Source organism: Acidisoma sibiricum (assembly GCF_057837225.1).
The window spans coordinates 45,630-62,613 of record NZ_CM174445.1 but is presented as its reverse complement, the minus strand read 5'-3'; the positions used below and the strand labels follow the sequence as shown (position 1 = coordinate 62,613).

General features: G+C 65.3%; 18 protein-coding genes and 1 pseudogene. 8 read left to right on the top strand and 11 right to left on the bottom strand.

Going from position 1 to position 16,984, the window contains the following annotated elements:
* Nucleotides 1-89 precede the first annotated feature (89 nt).
* The 3 genes from AC3G7M_RS00290 to AC3G7M_RS00280 form a co-directional block, all read right to left on the bottom strand.
* Nucleotides 90-257 (bottom strand): type II toxin-antitoxin system RelE/ParE family toxin, encoded by a 168-nt coding sequence (locus tag AC3G7M_RS00290; protein WP_489216108.1) that lies wholly within the window; start codon nucleotides 255-257, stop codon nucleotides 90-92.
* A 112-nt stretch (nucleotides 258-369) separates the two neighbouring features.
* Nucleotides 370-549 carry a hypothetical protein gene (locus tag AC3G7M_RS00285; protein WP_489213677.1) on the bottom strand — a complete coding sequence of 60 codons (180 nt, stop codon included), beginning with the start codon at nucleotides 547-549 and terminating at the stop codon, nucleotides 370-372.
* 45 nt (nucleotides 550-594) lie between these two features.
* Nucleotides 595-1,368 (bottom strand): SDR family NAD(P)-dependent oxidoreductase, encoded by a 774-nt coding sequence (locus tag AC3G7M_RS00280; RefSeq protein ID WP_489213676.1) that lies wholly within the window; start codon nucleotides 1,366-1,368, stop codon nucleotides 595-597.
* Between the two features lie 62 nt (nucleotides 1,369-1,430).
* On the opposite strand from AC3G7M_RS00280, the gene AC3G7M_RS00275 reads away from it, so the two are divergent.
* The 4 genes from AC3G7M_RS00275 (at nucleotide 1,431) to AC3G7M_RS00260 (ending at nucleotide 4,092) form a co-directional block, all read left to right on the top strand.
* The gene (locus AC3G7M_RS00275) at nucleotides 1,431-2,342 is read left to right on the top strand and encodes a YicC/YloC family endoribonuclease (protein ID WP_489213675.1); all 912 of its coding nucleotides are present in this window, start codon (nucleotides 1,431-1,433) and stop codon (nucleotides 2,340-2,342) included.
* Entirely contained in the window at nucleotides 2,339-3,007 is a 669-nt protein-coding gene (gmk, locus tag AC3G7M_RS00270; RefSeq protein WP_489213674.1) for a guanylate kinase, read from the top strand. Before AC3G7M_RS00275 ends, gmk begins: the two co-directional genes overlap by 4 nt.
* 11 nt (nucleotides 3,008-3,018) lie before the next feature.
* Entirely contained in the window at nucleotides 3,019-3,453 is a 435-nt protein-coding gene (locus tag AC3G7M_RS00265; protein WP_489213673.1) for a hypothetical protein, read from the top strand.
* Nucleotides 3,454-3,654: 201 nt separating this feature from the next.
* Nucleotides 3,655-4,092: a GNAT family N-acetyltransferase gene (locus AC3G7M_RS00260; protein ID WP_489213672.1), complete on the top strand. Its 438-nt coding sequence runs from the start codon at nucleotides 3,655-3,657 to the stop codon at nucleotides 4,090-4,092.
* Nucleotides 4,093-4,118: 26 nt separating this feature from the next.
* Here the strand turns inward: AC3G7M_RS00260 and AC3G7M_RS00255 are convergent, their stop codons facing one another.
* From AC3G7M_RS00255 to AC3G7M_RS00240, 4 genes are read right to left on the bottom strand one after another with little or no spacing between them, the layout of a single operon-like run.
* Nucleotides 4,119-4,937, bottom strand: coding sequence for a DNA-methyltransferase (locus AC3G7M_RS00255; RefSeq protein WP_489213671.1), 819 nt, complete (start codon nucleotides 4,935-4,937; stop codon nucleotides 4,119-4,121).
* Nucleotides 4,938-4,950: 13 nt separating this feature from the next.
* The gene (locus tag AC3G7M_RS00250) at nucleotides 4,951-6,378 is read right to left on the bottom strand and encodes a peptidoglycan -binding protein (RefSeq protein ID WP_489213670.1); all 1,428 of its coding nucleotides are present in this window, start codon (nucleotides 6,376-6,378) and stop codon (nucleotides 4,951-4,953) included.
* Between the two features lie 3 nt (nucleotides 6,379-6,381).
* Nucleotides 6,382-7,536 (bottom strand): flagellar motor protein MotA, encoded by a 1,155-nt coding sequence (locus AC3G7M_RS00245; protein WP_489213669.1) that lies wholly within the window; start codon nucleotides 7,534-7,536, stop codon nucleotides 6,382-6,384.
* Nucleotides 7,537-7,552: 16 nt separating this feature from the next.
* Complete coding sequence (locus AC3G7M_RS00240) at nucleotides 7,553-8,596, bottom strand: hypothetical protein (protein WP_489213668.1); 1,044 nt, start codon at nucleotides 8,594-8,596, stop codon at nucleotides 7,553-7,555.
* 153 nt (nucleotides 8,597-8,749) lie between these two features.
* Between AC3G7M_RS00240 and AC3G7M_RS00235 the strand changes: the two genes are divergently transcribed.
* A complete protein-coding gene (locus AC3G7M_RS00235; RefSeq protein ID WP_489213667.1) occupies nucleotides 8,750-10,057 on the top strand; it encodes an MFS transporter in 1,308 nt (435 codons plus the stop codon).
* Between the two features lie 45 nt (nucleotides 10,058-10,102).
* On the opposite strand, the gene AC3G7M_RS00230 is transcribed toward AC3G7M_RS00235, so the two are convergent.
* The 4 genes and pseudogenes from AC3G7M_RS00230 to ispF form a co-directional block, all read right to left on the bottom strand.
* Nucleotides 10,103-10,930: an inositol monophosphatase family protein gene (locus tag AC3G7M_RS00230; RefSeq protein WP_489213665.1), complete on the bottom strand. Its 828-nt coding sequence runs from the start codon at nucleotides 10,928-10,930 to the stop codon at nucleotides 10,103-10,105.
* A gap of 15 nt (nucleotides 10,931-10,945) precedes the next feature.
* The gene (efp, locus tag AC3G7M_RS00225; protein ID WP_489213664.1) at nucleotides 10,946-11,512 is read right to left on the bottom strand and encodes an elongation factor P; all 567 of its coding nucleotides are present in this window, start codon (nucleotides 11,510-11,512) and stop codon (nucleotides 10,946-10,948) included.
* A gap of 66 nt (nucleotides 11,513-11,578) precedes the next feature.
* Nucleotides 11,579-12,604, bottom strand: coding sequence for a lysine-2,3-aminomutase-like protein (locus AC3G7M_RS00220; RefSeq protein ID WP_489213663.1), 1,026 nt, complete (start codon nucleotides 12,602-12,604; stop codon nucleotides 11,579-11,581).
* Between the two features lie 7 nt (nucleotides 12,605-12,611).
* Nucleotides 12,612-13,109, bottom strand: a pseudogene (gene ispF, locus AC3G7M_RS00215) (2-C-methyl-D-erythritol 2,4-cyclodiphosphate synthase); the annotation flags it as partial.
* Nucleotides 13,110-13,229: 120 nt separating this feature from the next.
* Between ispF and dusB the strand changes: the two are divergent.
* Genes dusB through ntrC form a run of 3 tightly spaced genes read left to right on the top strand, consistent with a single transcriptional unit; the run spans nucleotide 13,230 to nucleotide 16,937 of the window.
* Nucleotides 13,230-14,333 (top strand): tRNA dihydrouridine synthase DusB, encoded by a 1,104-nt coding sequence (dusB, locus tag AC3G7M_RS00210; protein WP_489213662.1) that lies wholly within the window; start codon nucleotides 13,230-13,232, stop codon nucleotides 14,331-14,333.
* A gap of 1 nt (nucleotide 14,334) precedes the next feature.
* Nucleotides 14,335-15,492 (top strand): two-component system sensor histidine kinase NtrB, encoded by a 1,158-nt coding sequence (locus AC3G7M_RS00205; protein ID WP_489213661.1) that lies wholly within the window; start codon nucleotides 14,335-14,337, stop codon nucleotides 15,490-15,492.
* Nucleotides 15,492-16,937 carry a nitrogen regulation protein NR(I) gene (gene ntrC / locus AC3G7M_RS00200; RefSeq protein ID WP_489213660.1) on the top strand — a complete coding sequence of 482 codons (1,446 nt, stop codon included), beginning with the start codon at nucleotides 15,492-15,494 and terminating at the stop codon, nucleotides 16,935-16,937. Before AC3G7M_RS00205 ends, ntrC begins: the two co-directional genes overlap by 1 nt.
* The last annotated feature ends 47 nt before the right edge of the window (nucleotides 16,938-16,984 follow it).

Genomic DNA, 16,984 nt, shown 5'->3' with positions numbered 1-16,984 from the left:
GGCGTCCGTGGAAAAGCCCGGCCCCTCGCATTCGTGCGGCCTTCTGAAATAGCGCAGCAGTTGGAGCGCCAGCCTCTTGAAATCTCTGGTTAAGGGCGCGTGGGGCGGCGCGCGGCGTGGCGAACACGCAGGATACGCACCACGGCACCGGCGATGCGGTATCGGATGACATAGGGAAATACGGCGACGATTTCCATCACACCCCGCGCGCCCACGGGACGGCCTCTATTGGGAAAGTCCGCGAGCGTGTTTCCCATGTCGATCAGGGCCACAGTGACGTCGGCCGCGGCTCGCGGGTTGAAAACATCAAGATGTCAAGGATCTGCTCTACCTCGCGCAGGGCGGAGGGCGACCATTGCACGCGCATCGTCAGGCGGCAGGAGGTGGAACTTTCTTGCCCGTCGCACGCAAGGCAAGCCACTCCCGCACGCGTTCATGGGGAATGGCGCGACCAGCCTCGATCTCGGCTTCCGCCACAGCGTCGAGACGGGCCTCTCCCGCCTCGTCGAGGGGGATATCGAAGACTGATTTCGAATCAGCGTCTGCCATCACAACGCTCCTTCTCTCAAGCTAACCTAGCAGAGGCCGCCCGCCTTACAGCGCCTTTTTGGCCGGCATCCGCTGGGCGGCGGCTTCCCGCCAGGATATGGGCAGAAGGTCTGCGAACCGGGCCGCCGCACCCATCCACCAGGGAAAAACCACGCGCGTCCGGCGTGCGCGGATGCCCCGCATCATTAGCCCGGCGGCGCGCTCGGCGCTCATGATGCCCGGCATCGGAAAGTCGTTCGTCGCCGTCATGGGCGAGGTGATGAAGCCAGGGCAGAGGCTGGTGAGCACGATACCTTGAGACCTCGCTGAGGGCGCGGCACCGACCACCCAGGAATCGGCCGCTGCCTTGGAGGCGCAATAGGCCGGCGCGCCAGGGCCGGGCATGAAGGCCGCGATGGAGGCAACGACGGCAATCTGGCCGCGCAAGCCTCTGGCATCCACAGGCTGAGACGCCATCACCGCCATCGCCGGCAGCACGGTATTGAGCATGCCGTCGACATTGGTGGCAAAGATCGCCCTGGTCTGGGCCTCGCTTTCCATCGCGTCCGAGGTGCCACCCGAGATGCCGGCATTGGCGATGACGAGATCAAGCGAACGGGCGCTCTCGATCCAGTCCCGCATCGCGTCGGCCTCCGTGATCGAGACGAGACGGGGGACTGCCTGGGCGCCGCGGGCGCGGCATTCGGCTTCTGTCGCCGCCAGCCGCGCGTGGTCACGGCCGCCGAGATGGAGGGTTACGCCAGGGGCGGCCAGCGCCAGCGCCAAGGCGCGGCCGATGCCGGAAGAGGCACCGGTGATGAGAACCCGCTGAAACACCATGCTATGACCTTTGACGAAAGCTTGGATTTGCCAAAGCACGATTTCGCAATAGAAGCACGCCCATGAATGACAAGCAGATCCTCGCCTCGATGACCGGATTCGGCGCGGCCGCGGGTACCGCGACGGCGGAAAGTGGCGGCGTCGCCTGGGCCTGGGACATCCGCAGCGTCAACAGCAAAGGTTTGGAACTGCGCTTTCGCATGCCCTCCGGCTGGGAAGCGGTGGAGGCCCAGCTGCGGCCGGCACTGACCAAACGTCTGCGACGCGGCAGCATCAACGCCAATCTGTCGCTGAAGGCTGAAGAGCAGGGCGCGGCCGCCCCCGACCCGGAGGCGCTGGAACGTGTGCTGAAACTGGCGCAGGAGATCGCTGCCCGCATTCCCGGCAGCCCGCCGCCGCGGGCGGAGCTGCTGCTGGCACTGCCCGGCGTGCTGCGTGGCGCACAGACCAGCGGCCTGCCGTCACCCAGCCCCGCCCTCAAAGCCGCGGTCGTCGCGGGTTTCGATGAGGCGCTGACAGAGTTGGAGCGTGCGCGCGGCGAGGAAGGGGCGCGGCTCCATGCCGTGCTGACCGGCTTCCTGGATGACATCGCCCAGCTGCGCAGAGACGCGGAAACGGCAGCCGAGGATCAGCCCCGGCTGCAGCGCGCGCGCATGCTGGAGAGCGTGCAGGCCCTCCTCGCTGAGGGGATGAGCCTGCCGGAGGAGCGGATCGCGCAGGAAGTGGCGCTGCTGGCCAGCCGTTCCGACGTGCGGGAGGAGCTGGACCGGTTGGCGAGCCATATCGATGCGGCGCGCAGCCTGTTCGCCGAGGGGCTGCTGGTCGGCCGGAAACTCGATTTCCTGATGCAGGAGTTCAATCGCGAAGCGAATACGCTATGCAGTAAGTCGGCCTCGGTGCCATTGACCGCGATCGGTCTCTCCCTCAAGGCCGTCATCGAACAGCTGCGCGAACAGGTTCAGAACGTCGAATGAGCGAGACACATCCTTCCGCAGCCACTGCCGCGATGCCGCTGATCCGACGCCGCGGCCTCTGCTTCGTCATCGCCGCCCCCTCGGGCACCGGCAAAAGCAGCCTGACGCGGGCGCTGCTGGCCGAGGAGCCGCAGCTCGCCCTCTCCATCAGCCTCACCACCCGCGCCCCGCGGCCGGGTGAGGTCGAGGGCAAGCACTATTATTTCCGCAGCAAGGACGAATTCGAGCAGCTGCGCGACAATGGTGGGCTGCTCGAATGGGCGCATGTCTTCGGCCGCGAAACCCTCTACGGCACGCCCCGCGCGCCGGTGGAGGCCGCGCTCTCCGCCGGTCGGGACATGGTTTTCACCATCGACTGGCAGGGCTTCCACCAGATGCGCGATGCCATCGGGCCCGATGTTGTCGGCGTTTTCCTGCTGCCGCCGTCGCTGGAAGAGCTGGAGCAGCGCTTGCGCCTGCGCGGCGAAGATAGCGAAGCCGAAATCGCCCGCCGCATGGCTTCCACCCAAGGTGAGATGGAACATGCAGGCGAGTTCGATTATGTCGTCATCAACCAGGATTTCGCGGCCGCACTGGCCGATCTGCGTGCCATTTTGCGGGCGGAGCAGCTGGCCACGGCCCGGCAGACCGGCCTCGCTGATTTTACCTGTATGAGCGTCGCGTGAAGGCGGTTTCCATGAAAACTCTTTTGGCGCTCGGCGCGGCAGCCTTGGTGCTGGTCTCCTGCGCGCCGCCGGGCCGCAATCTTCTCGCGGCGAAGCCGCCACGCCCGTCGGTCGCGACGGTGGATCTGACCGAGGCGCAATTCGGTCGCGTGCCGCTGGTGACGATCCCGGCCGGAACCTCCGCGGCCGATTATCTCTCGGCCCTGACCGGGGCGGTGCAGGATGCCGAAGCGCGCAAGGCCGATGTCGCTTTCGATATCGTCTCCACCGTGCCGCAGACCGGCACGCCACTGACGCAGATCACTGCCGCCAAGGCGCTGACGCCGCAAGCCGCGGAAGTCGCCGGGGCGGTGCAGGGCGCGGGCGTGCCCCCCTCCCGCGTGACGCTGGGCGCCGCCGTCATCGCCGGCGCACCGGGCGAGCAGATTCGGGTTTATGTAAGGTAGAGTTTGTCAGGTTTTCATTGAAACACCGTCATCCCCGTGCTTGTCGCGGGGATCTTCTTTCTTGGGCGCCAAGGGAAGAAGATCCCGGCTCAAGGCCGGGATGACGGGTCTTCAAGGGCGATTCCGTGACGGCCTGACAAACTCTAGGGTGACGTGACAATCATGCCGGCTTGCCTCTAACCACAGTCCCGGCGGTCTCACATGGTCCACGAAACCACTCTCCCGAATGGCCTGGTCATCAGCGATGATCGCGCGCGGCTGGACATGAATTTCATCCATGGCGCCTTGGCCGAAGCCTATTGGGCTTTGGGCCGGCCGGCTGCCTTGACGGAACGCAGCATCGCTCATTGCCTGTGTTTTGGTATCTATACGCCGGCTGGTTTGCAGATTGGCTTTGCTCGGCTGCTGACCGACTACACATTCCGCGCCCATTTATCCGATGTCATCATCGCACCCACTGCGCGCGGCCAGGGGCTTGGCAAAGCGCTGATAAAAACGATCCTGGCGCATCCTGAACTGACGACCGTGACGCACTGGACCTTGGTCACCGCCGATGCGCACGGGCTTTACGCGCAGTTCGGCTTTCAGTCGGGCGGGTCGGATGAAACATGGATGCAAATGACGCGGAAGCGCGGCTAGGGCCGCCGTCTTAGCCGGTGACCATGTCAGGCCCCGCTCAGCGCCTGCTCCAGCCGCGCCGCCGCGCGGGCCGCGTAGTCCGGGTCGATCTCGAAGCCGATGCCGCGGACGCCCAACTGCTCGGCTGCGACCAGCGTCGTGCCGGCGCCGAGAAAGGGGTCAAGGACCAGAGGATCGTCGATCCCCGCCAGCTTGATGCAGCGTGCGGGCAACTCCACCGGAAAGCCCGCCGGATGGTCGAATTTCTGGGCGCGTGACTTCACGGTCTTATAGGGCAGAAACCACACATTGCCGGCGCAGCGCCGGTCGCGCGCATGGCCCCATCGCGCAATATTGGATTTGTCCTTGAACGGCACGCCGACCGCCAGCCGGTCGATGGCGATCGACCCTGACTTCGTGAAATGATAGATCGATTCGTGATTGTTATTCAGGAAGCGCGGGCTGGTGATGGGCTTGAAATGACCGATTGTGTCATCACCCACGCTCAAGGACTTCACCCAGATGATGTGGTTCTGCAAAACCATCTCTCGCGTCATGCAGGCGGCCACATCACTCGCGATCCAGGGATCGTTGCCGGTCGAGCCGACATTGAGGAAGAAGGACCCTTCGGGCTTCAGAACCCGCGCGATGGCGAGGCCCACCTCCGTCAGCCAGTCCAGATAGGTCTCCCGCGGCAGGCTATCCTGATAGCTGCGATAGGCGATGCCGATGTTATAGGGCGGCGAGGTAATGCAGATATCCACACTCTCGGGCGGCAGATCGGCCAGTGCGCTCAGGCAATCGGCCTGCAGGATGCGCTGGCGGCCGATGGTCCATTCGCGGGGTGCTTGAGGTTGATCGAGCATTGACCCTGACCGCTCAGCGGTCCGTCAGGCGGAATTCGATGCGGCGGTTCTTGGCAAGTGCCGCCGGGGTATTGCCCGGGTCGATCGGCTGGGTATCGCCGAAGGCGGTCGCCGCCAAATGGTTCGCCGGCACGCCGTCCAGTATCAGCAGCTGCACCACCGCGATGGCCCGCGCCGAGGAGAGCTGCCAGTTGTCCTTGAACGGGCCGCCGGTGATTGGCACGCTATCGGCATGTCCATCCACCCGCAGCATCCAGGACAGGTTGGGCGGAATTTCCTTCATGATCGCACGGATGGCCTGGCCGATCTTGTCTATCTGCCCTTGGCCGCCCGGTGTCAGATCGGCGCTGTTCGACGGAAACAGCACGTCGCTCTGAAAGACGAAGCGGTCGCCGACGATCTTGATATTGGGCTGGTTCTGCAGCACCTGCCGCAACTGGCCGAAGAAGTCGCTGCGATAGCGCTGCAGCTCCTGCACCTTGGCGGCGAGTGCAAGGTTGAGCTTGCGGCCCAGATCGGCGATCTGGGCGTCCTTGTCGCGGCCCTGGCTTTCCTGGAGCTGGAGAGCGGCGGAGATGGCGTCCAGCTGGTTACGCAGGGCGGCCATCTGCTGGTTCAGCAGTGCGATCTGCGCCGTGGCGGCGTCCGTCTCCTGCTTCTGCTTGGTCAAAGCGCTGTCACCGGCCGAGACCAAATTCGTCTGCTGCGCGAGCTTTGCCTCGTCCTGGGTTAGCTGCGACTGGGCTGCGGCCAGACTGGCCTCGGCGGTCTTGGCGCGGGTCTCCATGTCGGTGAGCTGGCTTTGCAGCGCCGCCATCTTCTGATTGGCGGCGTCATTTGCGGTTTGCGCAGCCGCCGCTGCGGCACTCGCCTGGGCCAGCGCCGTCTGGTCATGCAGCAGCTTCTGCTGCGTATTCGTCATGGTCGCGCGAAGGGCGGCGAGCTGCGTCTGCGCATCGGCCGTGGCCGAGGTCTGCTGGCTCAGCTGGCTTTGCATGTCGTTCAGCCGCGACGTCGCGGACTGGGATTGTACGGCGCTGTCCGCCAACTGAGCCGCGAGCTTGTCGCGCTGGGCGGTCAATGTCGAAACCAGGGCGGTGTCCTGGGCGAGTTGCGCCTGAGTGGTGGCCAATTGCTTCGACAGGGCGTCGCGGGCGCTGGTGACGTCGCCCAGGTCATGGGCCAGGCTCGCGACATTATTCTGCAAATCGGCCGCGCGGCCTTTTTCCAGCGACAGCATGTCGGTCAGCTGGGCGATCTGCTGGTTCAGCCGCTCCAGCGCGCGGTCCTTGCTGGTGAGCGTGACGGATAGCAGCCCCTGCGCCAGCACGAAAACCAGCAGCACGAAGATCGTGACCATGAGGAGCGTCGAGAGCGCATCGACATAGCCCGGCCAGGCATCAAGCCCGTTCTGCTGGCGCCGCCGGCGATAGCCGGGCATGGCTCAGCGTCCCCCGTCGCCGAGGGCGGCGACGGTCCGCGCCAGCACGCGCAATTCGTTGCGCAGTTCCGAAGTCGTTTGCACGCGGCCCTGTTCGGATTCCGCGATCAGCCGCTGCAGCGCATGTTCGATATTGCGCAGATGGGCATGGGCCACTTCATCCGACGGGCGCGCCTCGCGCGTATCCGCCAGCCTTTGCAGCGCGGGTGCGAGGGATTGCTGGCTTTCGGCAATGCGCAGCATCAGCTGCTGATTGGCGCGCATCGTATCGGTGAAGGTATTCAGCCGGTCGGCGAGGGTGTTGAGCACCTGGGCGGACTGCACGCGCCCTTCCTCGCCACGGGCGAGGACCATTTGCAGCCCTTCCATATTCTCGGCCGTCTGCTCCAGCAGCGCCTGCACATAGGCTGGCACATTGCCGCCTTCGCCTTCGCCGCCGAGCACGCCGGAGGAGAGCCGCGTAAAGCCCGCCAGCCAGTCTTCCAGCTCGTTATAGAAGCGGTTCTGCGCCTGGCCCGCCTGCAGATCGAGAAAGCCCAGCACCAGCGCGCCGGCCAGACCGAACATGGAGGAGGAGAAGGCCGTGGACATGCCGGCCAGCGGTCCGGCAAGCCCGGATTTGAGCTGGTCGAAGACCGCATTGATGTCCCCGGAGCCGACGCTCATGCCTTGGATCACCTCCGCCACCGCGCTCACGGTGCGCAGCAATCCCCAGAAGGTGCCGAGCAGGCCGAGGAAGATCATCAGTGCCGTAGCATAGCGGGAGATTTCACGACTTTCGTCCAGCCGGCTGCCGATACCGTCCAGCAGGCTGCGCCCGGCCTGGGCGGAGATGGAGACCCGGCCCTCGCGCCCTGCGGCCTCGGCGCGCGCCGCCAGCATGCGCGCCATCGGTGCCAGCAGCTTCGGCGGCGTGATGCCGGACAGTTTCTGCCGGCTACGCTGATAGGCAGCGACCCAGGCGACCTCGGGCCCCAGTCGCAGGACCTGCTGCAGGTTCCAGATGATGCCGAGCAGCATCACGAAGAAGATGAAACTGTTCAGCGCCGGATTGCTGGCGAAGAAGATCTTGATCTTCGGAATCAGGAATATGGCCACCGCAAGCACGGCGGCCAGGAAGATCAGCATGCGAATGAGGTAGGAGGTCGGCCGCGTCATGAAGACTAAGACCCGCTCACGGTGATGAAGAAGGGGCAGTATGCCCGGGTGACGCCGGCATGGCGATGAGGTCGACCCGGTCGGCCGGCGTGCCGCCCGCATTCCCGAGCGCCAGCAGTCGGATATGGATCGGATCGACGCCGGCCGCGGTCAGCGCCTCTTGCACACCTTGGGCGCGGGTCAGGGCGATGCGCCGCGGGGTGGACGGGTCGTCATCGCCTTTCGGCTGGGCGGCGAAGGCGCGCACCACATAAAGAACCGTGGTGCCGTGGCGGCTCACGAAATCCCGGATCAGCGCCGGAATGGCGCCTGCAGCATCGGTATCCTGCCCGGTAAAGGGCAGCGTCAGCTGATCGGCGCCGGGCGGCAGGGCGTTGTCATCCGCGCCATGAGGCTTGCTCGGGACCGGGGTGCCAGGCGCAGGCGCGACCTGCGGTTTGGCCGTCTGCATGGGCGGGGAGGCGGCCGGCGCGGGGGCGCCCGGCGACAATTCTGTTGGAACGGCAGGTGGCTGCGCAGCAGCAGGAGCCGGTGGGGGAACGGCGGCAGGCAAGGGCGGCAGGGGCGCTGCGGGCGTGGCTGGCGCTGCCGCCTCGGTCTTTGCCTTCTCCGTTTTTTTCTTCGCCGGCTGATCGACCGTAATTTTCGGTGGTGCCGGCATGGCGGGGATGGCCCCCGGCAGCACCGGGACGGTCGCAAAAGAGGCGCCGAGGCCCGATCGATTCTCGGTGTCGGCTGCCGCCGGTGGCAAAACCACGGCGGGCTTGGCGCCGGGCGCGGTCTTCCCCGGTGCCGGCCCGGTGCTGGCGGCCTTCTGCTCGGCCTGCGCGGAATGCGGGCCGTGGCCCGTACTCACAGCCGACCGATGCCGATGCTTGTAGCGATGCCCGCTGAGGGCAGGCGCCGTATTTTTCGGCGGCGGTGGCGCGGGCAGGCTGGGGCTCCCCAGCCGGTTGAGTGCATTGGGGTCAACCGTCACCTGTGCGGTCGCGGTGCCTGCCGCCGCCACGGGCGCGGCCAGAACGAGGGAGGCGAGCAGGAAAGGGCGTGTGCGGCGCATGTTCCCAGCGGTCTACGGTAGTTTCGTCGTGACGGGGAGGGGGGTGCGTGGCGCGGCACCCGATTTCGTCTTAGGTTGATGACGAAAGTCCGCCAAGACCCTTGTCATGAGGGCGAAAAGACGGCCATCAGGCTTTTCAGGGGAGGACTGCAGATGACGACAATCAACCAGGCAAGCGGCCAGGCCAGCAGGCTTGGCGCGGTCATCCGCGTCACCAGCGGCAACTTCCTCGAAATGTACGATTTCATGATCTACGCCTATTACGCGGCCTATATCGGCCGCGCCTTCTTTCCTGAGAAAGACCCCTTCGCCTCGCTCATGCTGTCGCTCGGCATTTTCGGCGGCGGCTTCCTGATGCGGCCTTTGGGCGCCATCATCCTGGGTGCCTATATCGATCACTATGGCCGCCGCCGCGGCTTGATCCTGACGCTGGCCATGATGGCGGTCGGCCTCGCCCTTGTCGCGCTGACGCCTGGCTATGCGACGATCGGGATCGCGGCGCCGATTATCGTCGTGCTGGGACGAATCATCCAGGGGCTGTCGGCCGGCGTCGAACTGGGCGGCGTCTCGGTCTATCTGGCCGAGATCGCGCCGCCGGGCCGGAAAGGCTTCTTCTGTTCCTGGCAATCCGCCAGCCAGCAGGTGGCGGTGGCGGTCGCGGCCATCATCGGCGTCGTCCTCAACCTCTCGCTGACCCATGCCCAGATGGCGAGCTGGGGGTGGCGCGTGCCACTGCTGATCGGCTGCCTGATCGTGCCTTTGCTATTCGTCCTCCGCCGCTCGCTTGCTGAAACCGAGGCCTTTGCCCGCCGCAAACATCCCGAGATCCGGGCGATCCTGGCCTCCCTTGCTCGCCATTGGCAGATCGTGCTGGTCGGCATGATGCTCATCACCATGACAACGGTGAGCTTCTACCTCATCACCGCCTATACGCCGACCTTCGGCGGGCGTGAGCTGCATCTCAGCGCCCTGCAGGCCATGCTGGTGACGCTCTGCGTTGCGGTGTCCAACTTCATCTGGCTGCCGATCGGCGGCGCGCTGTCCGACAGAATCGGCCGCCGTCCGATTCTTCTCGCCATCACGGTTCTGGCTTTGGTCTCTGCCTATCCGCTGATGCTCTGGCTAGTCCACAATATCAGCTTCACCCATCTGCTGCTGGCCGAGCTGTGGCTGTCTTTCATTTTCGGCCTCTATAACGGCGCTGCCGTGCCCTTCCTGGCCGAAATCATGCCCGAAGCCGTCCGCACCTCAGGCTTTTCGCTCGCCTATAGCCTGGCGACGGCAGTCTTTGGCGGGTTTACGCCCGCCATCTGCACGCAGCTCATTCATTCGACCGGCGACCGCGCCATGCCCGGCCTATGGCTGTCGGTCGCGGCGGCGCTGGGATTGATCGCGACGCTGCTCGCCACGGGCTTTCATCGGCGTGCGGTGCGGGTAGAAAGCAGTTCGGCCGCCCTGTGACAGGCGGCCGATCCTTAAGATGAGCGAAAGCGAAAGGACGCTCAGTCAGCCGCCGCCGGCAGAGACGCCGTCGGCCACAACTTCCAGCAGCTTCGGATGCAGCGTGGGATTGGCGGCGACGAGGTCGTCGCCAATCTGATCGCTGCCCGAAGGTGTCGTCACATAGCCGCCAGCCTCACGCACGATCAGAATGCCCGCGGCGATATCCCAGGGCTTCACGCCGATTTCCCAATAGCCGTCGAAGCGGCCGGCCGCGACCCAGGCAAGGTCGAGCGAAGCCGCGCCGAAGCGGCGAATGCCCGCCACCTGCGGCATCAGAGTGCTAAGTGTGCGCGCGAAGGACAGGCGCTGGCGCGGGCTGGTCACCGCGAAGGGAATGCCGGTCGCAAACACCGCTTGGCTGAAGTCGCGGCGGGATGCCACGCGCAGGCGTCGCTCATTCACATAGGCGCCACCGCCCTTCTCCGCCCAGAACATCTCGTCCGTGCAGGGCGCGTAGATCAGCGCGGCATTGATCTCAATCGTGCCGTCGGGCAGGCGCCGCTCCAGCGCGATCGAAATCGCCCAATGCGGCATGCCGTGCAGGAAGTTGGTGGTCCCGTCCAGCGGGTCCACCACCCAGCGCCAGGTCCAGTTGTCGCCGCCCGAACTGCCGGATTCCTCCATGAGGAAGGCATAGCCGGGGCGGGCCTTGGTCAGCTCCTGCTTGATGGTCGCTTCGGCGCGGATATCGGCCTGGGTGACGAAATCGGAGGGACCCTTGATGCTGACCTGAAGCTGCTCGACCTCGTTGAAGTCGCGCAGCAGCTGCTTGGCCGCCTTTTGGGCGGCATTGGCCATGATGGTCAGATGGGCAGAGAGGCGTGCGGCCATGGGATTATCTGACCGTCAGGACTTTGCCCGCTCGACATAGGACCCGTCTTCGGTGCGCACCACGATGCGTTCCCCGGTTTCAATGAAGGGCGGAACCATGGTCTTCACGCCATTGGAGAGGATCGCCGGCTTGTAGGAGCTGGCGGCCGTCTGGCCTTTCACGACCGGATCGGCTTCGACGATTTCGAGGATGACGGAGGCGGGCAGATGAATGCCGACGGCCTCACCTTCCACCAGATCCAGCTCGACCTGCATATTGTCCTGCAGGAAGGCGACGCTGTCGCCCAGCAGCTCGGCCGGCACCAGCGCCTGTTCGTAGGTTTCCTTGTCCATGAGAACCAGATTGTCCCCATCGGTATAGGAGTAGAGGTAGTCCTTGTTGTCGGTCATCAGGCGTTCGACCGTATCGGCGGTGCGCCAGCGCTCGTTCGTCTTGTTGCCGGTCTTCAGGTCGCGCATTTCGACCTGAATAAAAGCGCCGCCTTTGCCAGGAGTGATGATCTGCTGCTTCAGAACCGTCCAGCGACGGCCTTCATGCTCGATCACCTGGCCGGCGCGGATAAGGTTCGCCTGCTGCTTCATCGGACTTCTCAATATCGTCGGGATTAGAGGCGGGGCTTGTAACCGCTCCGCCATCGTCCGGCAAGCTTATGGGGCTGCGCCCAGCCTATGGGTGATACCCGCAGGATCGCGCACCGCCTCTGCGCCGGTAAGATAATCGGGGCCGATCGGCACCTTGCCGTGGCCGCCCGGAATATCCAGCACATAGGTCGGCCAGGCGAGGCCGGTGACGCGGCCGCGCAGCGCGCGGAGCAGCGCCTGTCCTTCCGCGATCGGCACATGGAAGCGCGCGGTGCCGGGGGCGGGGTCCAATTGATGCAGGTAATAAGGTTTCACGCGGGTCGCGATCATGGCGCGGAACAGGGCTTCCAGCGCTTCGGCTGTGTCATTCACCCCGCGTAGCAGAACGGACTGGCCGAGCACCGGAATGCCGCGGCTCTGCACGCGCCGCAGCGCCGCGCGCCCCTCGGCCGTGAATTCGCGGGCATGATTGGCATGGACCACCAGCCAGACGGCGCGGTCCACGTCCAAGGCCTCCGCCATCGCGTCTGTCAGCCGCTCGGGCGTGGCCAGCGGCAGGCGGGAATGGATGCGGATCGTCTCGACATGCGGAATGGAAGAGAGCCGCTGCATGATGGCCGCCAGCCGGCGCGGCGACAGCATCAGCGGGTCGCCACCGGTCAGGATAACCTCGCGCAGCGCGGGCCTGGTCTCAATATAGCCGTAAGCGGCTTCGAGCTGGACTTCGCTCAGCAAGCCGCCATCGGGTCCCACATGCTCGCGGCGGAAACAGAAGCGGCAATAGACCGGGCAGATCAGCAAGGGCTTGAGCAGCACGCGGTCTTCATAGCGATGCACGATGCCGGGGATAGGGGACAGCGCGTCATCTCCGATCGGGTCCGGGTCCTCATGCGGCGCCGTCATCCGCTCGTCGCCATGCGGCACGAATTGCCGTCCGATGACGTCATCGGCGTTTGCGATCAGCGCGCCGAAACGCGCGGAGATCATGACCGCATAGCGCTCACCGACCTCGGTCAGCGCGGTGCGGTCACCCTCCGTCGCGAAGCCGGCCGCGATCAGCCCATCGATATCGCGAATCGCCTCAGCACCCATCGGGCGCTCAGCCTTCCTCGTCCGACGACACCAGAATGGACACCGCGGCCTGGGCCGCGATGCCTTCGCGCCGGCCGGTGAAGCCAAGCTTTTCGGTCGTCGTTGCCTTGACCGAAATGCGGGACACGGGAACGCCCAGCAGCTCGGCCAGGCGCGCGCGCATGGCGGGCGCATGTGGCGTGATTTTCGGCTGCTCGCAGATCAGCGTGACATCGGCATTGATCAGCACACCGCCGCGGGCCGCGACGCGTTCGGCGGCATGGCGCAAGAAGCGGGCGCTGTCGGCGTCCTTCCATTGCATTTCTGAGGGCGGGAAATGCCGCCCGATATCGCCCTCGGCAAGCGCGCCATAAATGGCGTCGCACAGCGCATGAATGCCGACATCGGCATCGGAATGCCCGGCCAGACCCTGGTCATGCGGCACGGTCACGCCGCAGAGGATCAGCGGCCGTCCCGTCTCCAGCACATGCACGTCAAACCCCGTACCGACACGGGTTACGAGCGAGGGAAGGCCAGGGGTGGTCGTCATTGGTCACCTTGGATCATGGTCGCGTGAGCGCGGAGGGCGCAAACTCGTCTCTGACCGATTGCGCGTCAACCCGCTCGTGCTGTATCTGCACAATCTATGGGCAATCGAACGATTCCACATCAATCCTCTCCAATCCCGACTCTGTCTCCGATCGCCCTTGGCGGTCGCGGCAATCCGGTGATCGAAACCCCTGTGATCCTGGCCCCGATGTCCGGCGTCTCGGATCTCCCGTTCCGCCGGCTGGCGCGGGATCTCGGTGCCGGTCTGGTCGTGTCCGAGATGATCGCCTCCTGGGCAATGGTGCGCGAAAATCAGACGACGCTGCGCATGGCCAAGGTCGTCGAGGGCGGCGGTCCCGGCGTTCATGCCCCGAATTCCGTGCAGCTCGCGGGCTGCGATCCGCAGGCCATGGCCGAGGCTGCGCGCATCGCGGTCGGCCACGGCGCCGATATCATCGACATCAATTTCGGCTGTCCGGTCAAAAAGGTGGCGGTCGGCCAGATGGCCGGGTCCGCCTTGATGCGGGATGAGATCGGGGCCGCCCGCATCCTGGAAGCGACGGTCGCCGCGGTCGATGTGCCGGTGACCTTGAAGATGCGCATGGGCTGGGACCATGCCAGCCTGAACGCGCCGCGCCTTGCCAAGATTGCCGCGGAAAGCGGCATCCGCATGCTGACCATCCACGGCCGCACCCGGCAGATGTTTTATACCGGCCAGGCCGATTGGGCCTTCATCCGTCAGGTGAAGGACGCGGTTACGCTGCCCGTCATCGCCAATGGCGATATTGTGGTCGAGGAAGACGCGGCCGAGGCGCTGCGTCAGTCGGGCGCCGACGGCGTCATGATCGGTCGCGGCTGCTACGGCCGGCCCTGGTTCCTGCATAATGTCGCGGAATATCTGCGCACCGGGGAAAAGATCCCCGAGCCCGATCTTGCCGCGCGCAAGCATATCCTGCTCACCCATTACGACCTCATGCTCAGCCATTTCGGGGAAATCCCGGGCCTGCGGCTCGCGCGCAAGCATGTCGCCTGGTATTCGCGCGGCCTGCCGGGTTCTGCGGAGTTCCGCTCCCAGGTGATGCGCGCGGCAGAGCGCGCACCGGTGATGGCACTGATCGACGCCTTCTTCGACCCGTTGATCGAGCGCGGCGTGCAGCCGCCTGCGCCCGACAAATCCGTCATGCTCGCCGAGGCGGCCTAGGATGAGCGGCGTCACCAAGGCGGTCCGTCGCACTGTCCTCTCCGTCGTGCGGCGTAGCCCCGTGCCCACGACGCAATTGCCCGACGCGGTCACCATTCTGGCCGCGATGCCGGTGGCCGTCGTGGTGCTCTCGGAAGAAAATCGCTTCACCTATGCCAATCCAGCGGCCGAGCAGTTCCTCGGCCTGTCTTTTCCGCAGCTGGCACAGCTGTCACTGGATGATGTTCTGCCGGAAGATAGTCCGCTGTTTTTGATGGTGGGCCAGTTGCGCACCGGTGCCACGTCGATCGCCGATCACGACCTCTCCTTTGACGGGCCGCGGCTGCATAAGACCGGAATCAGCGTACAGGGCACGACGCTGGCGGAAGACCCCGGCAGCGTGCTCCTGATCCTGCAGGATGGCACCACCGTCCGCTCGCTCGACCGGCAGATCGCCGCCCGCAATGCGGCGCGCAGCATCACGGGCATGGCTGCCATCCTGGCGCATGAGATTAAAAATCCGCTCTCCGGCATTCGCGGTGCGGCGCAATTGCTGGAAAGCAGTGTCGTCGAGTCCGATCAGGAGCTGACGGTGCTGATCCGGGACGAGGCAGACCGTATTCGCGCCCTGGTCGACCGTATGGAAGTCTTCGGCGAAAAGCCGGTGGAGATGGAGGCGGTGAATATCCACCGTGTTCTGGAACATGTGCGGCGCTTGGCGCGCAGCGGCTTCGGTGAGGGACTGCGCTTCAGCGAAAGCTATGACCCGTCCTTGCCCTCGGTCTGGGGCAACCGCGACCAGCTGGTGCAGGTGCTGCTCAATCTTGTGAAGAACGCGGCTGATTCGCTGCGCGCTGCCGGCACGTCCGAGGGCGAGATCACCCTTGTTACCCGCTATCAGCATGGGCTTCGCCTGGCGACGCCGACCTCGGATACGGATCGGGTGGAATTGCCGCTGCTGGTCGTGGTGCGGGATAACGGGCCCGGAATTTCCGAGGATATTCGCCCGCATCTGTTCGAGCCTTTCGTCAGCTCGAAACCGTCGGGACAGGGCCTCGGCCTTGCCCTGGTTGCCAAGATCATCGCCGACCATGGCGGTCTGATCGAAGTCGAAAGCCGCCCCGGACGCACGGAATTCCGGCTGCATCTGCCGATGCTCGCCGAGGAGGATGCTCAATAATGACGCCGACCGTTCTGATTGCTGATGATGACCGGTCGATCCGGACTGTCCTGACCCAGGCGCTGGGCCGTTCGGGCTATCAGGTGCGCACCACCGGCAATGCCGCGACGCTGTGGCGGTGGGTGGAGGACGGCGAGGGCGATTTGGTCATCACCGACGTGATGATGCCGGATGAGAACGGATTGGACCTCATTCCGCGCATCCGTCGCATCCGCCCTGATCTGCGGGTCGTCGTGATGAGCGCTCAATCGACCCTGATGACGGCGGTCAAGGCGACCCAGCGCGGCGCCTTTGAATATCTGCCCAAGCCCTTTGACCTGCGGGAGCTGCTCGCGGTCGTGGACCGCGCGCTCGCCTCCCCCACCGCCGCGGGTGACCAGCCCCCGCCTGAGCCGCGTGACGCGGATGAGCGGCTGCCGCTGATCGGCCGGAGCGCGGCGATGCAGGAAATCTATCGCACCGTCGCGCGCCTCACGACGACAGACCTCACCGTCATGATCAATGGCGAATCCGGCACCGGCAAGGAACTCGTCGCCCGCGCGTTGCATGATTACGGACGCCGTCGCGGTGGGCCGTTTGTGGCCATCAATATGGCCGCGATTCCGCGCGAATTGATCGAAAGCGAGTTGTTCGGCCATGAGCGTGGCGCCTTCACGGGTGCCACCAGCCGTAACCAGGGCCGCTTTGAACAGGCGGCCGGCGGCACGCTGTTCCTGGATGAGATCGGCGACATGCCGCAGGAGGCGCAGACCCGCCTGCTCCGGGTGCTGCAGGAAGGCGAATTCACCGCTGTCGGCGGTCGCCAGCCGGTGCGCGCCAATGTGCGCATCATAGCCGCAACCCACCGCGATCTGCGTGCGGCCATCCGTCAGGGCCTGTTCCGCGAGGACCTGTTCTACCGCCTCAATGTCGTGCCCATCCGTCTGCCGCCGCTGCGTGAGCGGGTGGAAGACATTCCCTTGCTTGCCCGCCATTTTCTGGACAAGGCGCGGGCCGATGGCCTGCCCTTCAAGGCGCTGGATACGGGCGCGGTGGAACGCCTGCGCGCCTATCGCTGGCCGGGCAATGTGCGCGAACTCGAAAACTTGATGCGCCGTCTGGCCGCCCTCCACGCCGAAGAAACCATCACCGCGGATGCCCTGGACCGGGAACTGACCGAGACGGTCTCAACCCTTGATGATGCCGGCGGAGAAACGGCAGAGCCTTTGGCCCGTGCCATGGAGCGTCATATCCGCCAATTCCTGGTCGCCCATGAGGAAGGCCTTGTCGGCAACGACATCTATGATCGGGTGTTGGCGGAGGTAGAGCGGCCGCTTATTCAGCTCACGCTGCTGGCCACGCGCGGCAACCAGATCAAGGCTGCGGCCATGCTGGGGCTGAACCGCAATACGCTGCGCAAGAAGATTCGTGATCTGGAAGTGCCCGTCGTCCGCGGCGTCGCCTGACGGGGTCGCACTTGCCCCGGTGTCCAATCGGCCCGAGCCGGATTAAA